Genomic DNA, 3,454 nt, shown 5'->3' on the forward strand with positions numbered 1-3,454 from the left:
GACCGGGGTCATCAGAGGCTACACCACGCTGGTCGATCCCTCAGCCTTCGGCTGGAGCATGGTCGCCATCGCCACCATCCGGCTCAGCCGCCAGAACGAAGACGAGATCGTGATGTTCGAGGACGCGATCCGCGGCTGGGAAGAGGTGCTGGAATGCCACCTCGTCACCGGTTCGCGCGACTATGTGCTGAAAGTGGTGACGGGAAGCCTCGAACAATACGAGCGCTTCATCAAGGAAAAGATCGCGCGGCTGAAATGCGTCGCCTCGATCGAGACCAGCTTCGTCATGAACACCATAAAGGAACGGCGCCTCTGACATTTCTGCCGGAGGCGCCGCTTTCTGGATAGATGTGTTGCCGGCTAGGCTTACTTGACCGCTTTGTCGGTGATGGCGGTGGTGTAGGCGCCGGTCGGCTCCTTGGTGATGATCTTCTGGTCGAGCAGCGCCTTGGCGGTGCGCTCGTAGGTCGCCGGGTCAAGCTTGCCGTCGGCATTGTCGATCAGCTTGGCGACTTCGCTCATCATGCGCTTCTGGTGGTTCTCGTCCTGGCCGCCGCCGTCCATGACGATGCCTGCGGCTTCGTCATTGTTGTCGATGGCATATTTCCAGCCCTTCATCGAGGCGCGCACGAAACGCACCATCTTGTCTTCGAAGGCCGGATCCTTGAGCTTGTCTTCGGACGCATAGAGCCCGTCCTCGAGCAGGTCGTTGCCCATGGCCGAGTAGTTGAACACGGTCAGCTGTTCCGGCTTGTAGCCGGCGTCGATCAGTTGCCAGTATTCGTTGTAGGTCATGACCGAGATGCAGTCCGCCTGCTTCTGGATCAGCGGCTGCACGTCAAAACTCTGCTTGAGCACCGTGACGCCGTCCGGGCCGCCCTCGGTCTTCAGGCCGAGCTTGTTCATCCAGGCGTAGAACGGATACTCGTTGCCGAAGAACCAGACGCCGAGCGTGTGACCTTTGAAGTCGGCTTCGGTCTTGATCGGGCCGTCCTTCGGGCAGACCAGCTCCATGCCGGCCTTCTTGAACGGCTGGGCGATGTTGACCAGCGGCACGCCCTTTTCGCGGGCAGCCAGCGCACCGCCCATCCAGTCGACGATAACGTCGGCACCACCGCCGGCGATCACCTGCTCGGGCGCGATATCGGGACCGCCCGGCTTGATGTCGACGTCGAGACCCTCGGCCTCATAGAAACCCTTGGCCTTGGCGACATAGTAGCCGGCAAACTGGGCCTGCGTGACCCATTTCAGCTGCAACGTCACCTTGTCGGCGGCCATTGCCTGGAAAGCGGCAAGCGACATCGCGCCAGCCAGAACGGGAATAATCAGTCTTTTCATTTTGTTACCCTCTGAAGTTAGTGCCCTAAACCCACCGCCCCTATCCACCACGGACAGAGGGATGCCAAAACGTGACGGCTCTTTCGACAAGAGCGACCACGCCATAAAAGACCGAACCCGCAAGTGCTGCAACTGCGATTTCGGCCCAGACCATGTCGATGTTCATCCGCCCGACCTCGGTCGAGATGCGGAAGCCCATGCCGACGACAGGCGTGCCGAAGAACTCGGCAACGATGGCGCCGATCAGCGCCAGCGTCGAGTTGATCTTCAGCGCGTTGAAGATGAAGGGAGCTGCTGCCGGCAGCCGAAGCTTCAAGAGCGTCGGCCAGTAGCCCGACGCGTAGGTGCGCATCAGGTCGCGCTCCATATGGCCGGAGGCGGCCAGACCGGCGACCGTGTTCACCAGCATCGGGAAGAAGGTCATGATGATGACCACCGCCGCCTTGGACTGCCAGTCGAAGCCGAACCACATCACCATGATCGGCGCGACGCCGATGATCGGCAGCGCCGAGACCATGTTGCCGATCGGCAACAGGCCGCGTCGCAGGAACGGCACACGGTCTGCGAGCACCGCGGTGATGAAGCCGGCGCCGCTGCCCACGACATAGCCGAAGATGACCGCCTTGAAGATGGTCTGGCGGACATCGGCGCCGAGCACCGGCAGCGAACCGGCGATGCGCGCGCCGATGGCACTTGGCGGCGGCAGCAGGATGAAGGGTATGCCGGCCCCACGCGTCACCGCTTCCCAGATGATCAGGATCCAGGCGCCGAAGATGGCTGGGATGATCAGGCCCAGCGCGGTGCGAGCCCATTTGGCGAACGGACGCAATGATGACAGCACCGCCACGCAGCGCCAGCCAAGCAGCCATGCGGCGGTGAGAAGCAGGAAGTACGGCGTCCGCGCCAGGCCTTCGAAACCGGTGATGCCGCCAATCAGCAGCCAGGCGGCCAGATGCGCGCCGATGAAAAGCACAACGGCTTCGACGATGGACGGTATTCTGGTCACCGAGATCAAAGCGGCGACAAGCAGCACGCCGAAAATCAGCCAGGTCGTCGCCACATAGGGGTATATCAACGTCCCTGCAGGCTGCGCCAGTGCATCGACTTTCGGCGCGGCGATCGGGCCGAGCGCCACTGCGATCAGGCACAGCACGATCGCCAGCACTGCCTGCCAGGAGGGTTTCAGCCAGTTCATGCCGGCCTCCCGCCCATAGCGCGGTCGACGAGGCGCCCGGCAATGCCGACCACCATGACCAGAAGGGCTGCCACCACCGAACCGGCGACCAGCGCCGACCAGATGTCGATGGACTGGCTATAATAGGCGCCGGCGAGCAGCTTGGCGCCGATGCCGGCGACAGCGCCTGTCGGCAGTTCGCCGACGATGGCGCCGACCAGGCTTGCCGCCACCGCCACCTTCATCGAGGTGAACAGGAACGGCACCGAAGCAGGCACGCGCAACATCCAGAAGGTCTGCGCGCGACTGGCATTGTAGGTGTGCATCAGGTCGAGATGCATGATCTCGGGCGAGCGCAGCCCCTTCACCATGCCGACAGTCACCGGGAAGAACGACAGATAGGTCGAAATCATCGCCTTCGGGACGAGCCCGCTGATGCCGATCGCCCCCAGCACGACGATGATCATCGGCGCCACAGCCAGGATGGGAATGGTCTGCGAGGCGATGATCCACGGCATCAGGCTGCGGTCGAGCGTCGCCACATGGACAATGCCGACGGCGATGATGATGCCGAGCGCCGTGCCGAAAGCGAAGCCGAGCAGCGTCGACGAAAGCGTCACCCAGGCATTGTAGACCAGGCTGCGGTTGGAGGTGATGGGCCGCAGGAAGGTGTTCTCGAAGAAATTCACCGCCACCTGGTGCGGCGCCGGCAATGTCGGCTTCGGCTGCGACAGCGTCTTGCCGATGAGTTGGCTGAACGTGGATGTTTCACCCGCGCGACGATCGAGATCGCGCTGGAACGGCGTGTTGAGGATGACGGCGAAGACATACCAGAGCGCGATCACGCCAACGAGGATGGAGGTGACGGGAACGAGCTTGTCGCGGAAGGTGTCCATCTAGCGGGCCTCAGCCGACTGGCGCCCTCCTCTCCCCAACGGGGAG

At 62.7% G+C, this 3,454-nt stretch carries 4 protein-coding genes; 1 reads left to right on the forward strand and 3 read right to left on the reverse strand.

From position 1 onward, the window contains the following. A partial coding sequence (locus EN994_RS23145) for an Lrp/AsnC family transcriptional regulator (RefSeq protein ID WP_164746102.1) occupies positions 1-316 on the forward strand: 316 nt, incomplete at its 5' end. Positions 317-366: 50 nt separating this feature from the next. Here EN994_RS23145 and EN994_RS23150 read toward each other — a convergent pair. From EN994_RS23150 to EN994_RS23160, 3 genes are read right to left on the reverse strand one after another with little or no spacing between them, the layout of a single operon-like run. Further along, positions 367-1,338: an ABC transporter substrate-binding protein gene (locus EN994_RS23150; protein ID WP_013530916.1), complete on the reverse strand. Its 972-nt coding sequence runs from the start codon at positions 1,336-1,338 to the stop codon at positions 367-369. Positions 1,339-1,378: 40 nt separating this feature from the next. Continuing rightward, the gene (locus EN994_RS23155; protein WP_063168501.1) at positions 1,379-2,533 is read right to left on the reverse strand and encodes an ABC transporter permease; all 1,155 of its coding nucleotides are present in this window, start codon (positions 2,531-2,533) and stop codon (positions 1,379-1,381) included. Continuing rightward, positions 2,530-3,408, reverse strand: a complete 879-nt coding sequence (locus tag EN994_RS23160) for an ABC transporter permease (protein ID WP_063168502.1) — start codon at positions 3,406-3,408, stop codon at positions 2,530-2,532. The genes EN994_RS23155 and EN994_RS23160 overlap by 4 nt, the downstream gene beginning before the upstream one ends. Positions 3,409-3,454: the final 46 nt, after the last annotated feature.

It is taken from the genome of Mesorhizobium sp. M7A.F.Ca.CA.002.09.1.1 (assembly GCF_003998555.1).
Taxonomy (GTDB): domain Bacteria; phylum Pseudomonadota; class Alphaproteobacteria; order Rhizobiales; family Rhizobiaceae; genus Mesorhizobium; species Mesorhizobium ciceri.

Bases quoted from the DNA above. Each gene is read 5' to 3' on its own strand.
- EN994_RS23150 (WP_013530916.1), bottom strand. From the start codon at position 1,338: ATGAAAAGACTGATTATTCCCGTTCTGGCTGGCGCGATGTCGCTTGCC.
- EN994_RS23155 (WP_063168501.1), bottom strand. From the start codon at position 2,533: ATGAACTGGCTGAAACCCTCCTGGCAGGCAGTGCTGGCGATCGTGCTG.
- EN994_RS23160 (WP_063168502.1), bottom strand. From the start codon at position 3,408: ATGGACACCTTCCGCGACAAGCTCGTTCCCGTCACCTCCATCCTCGTT.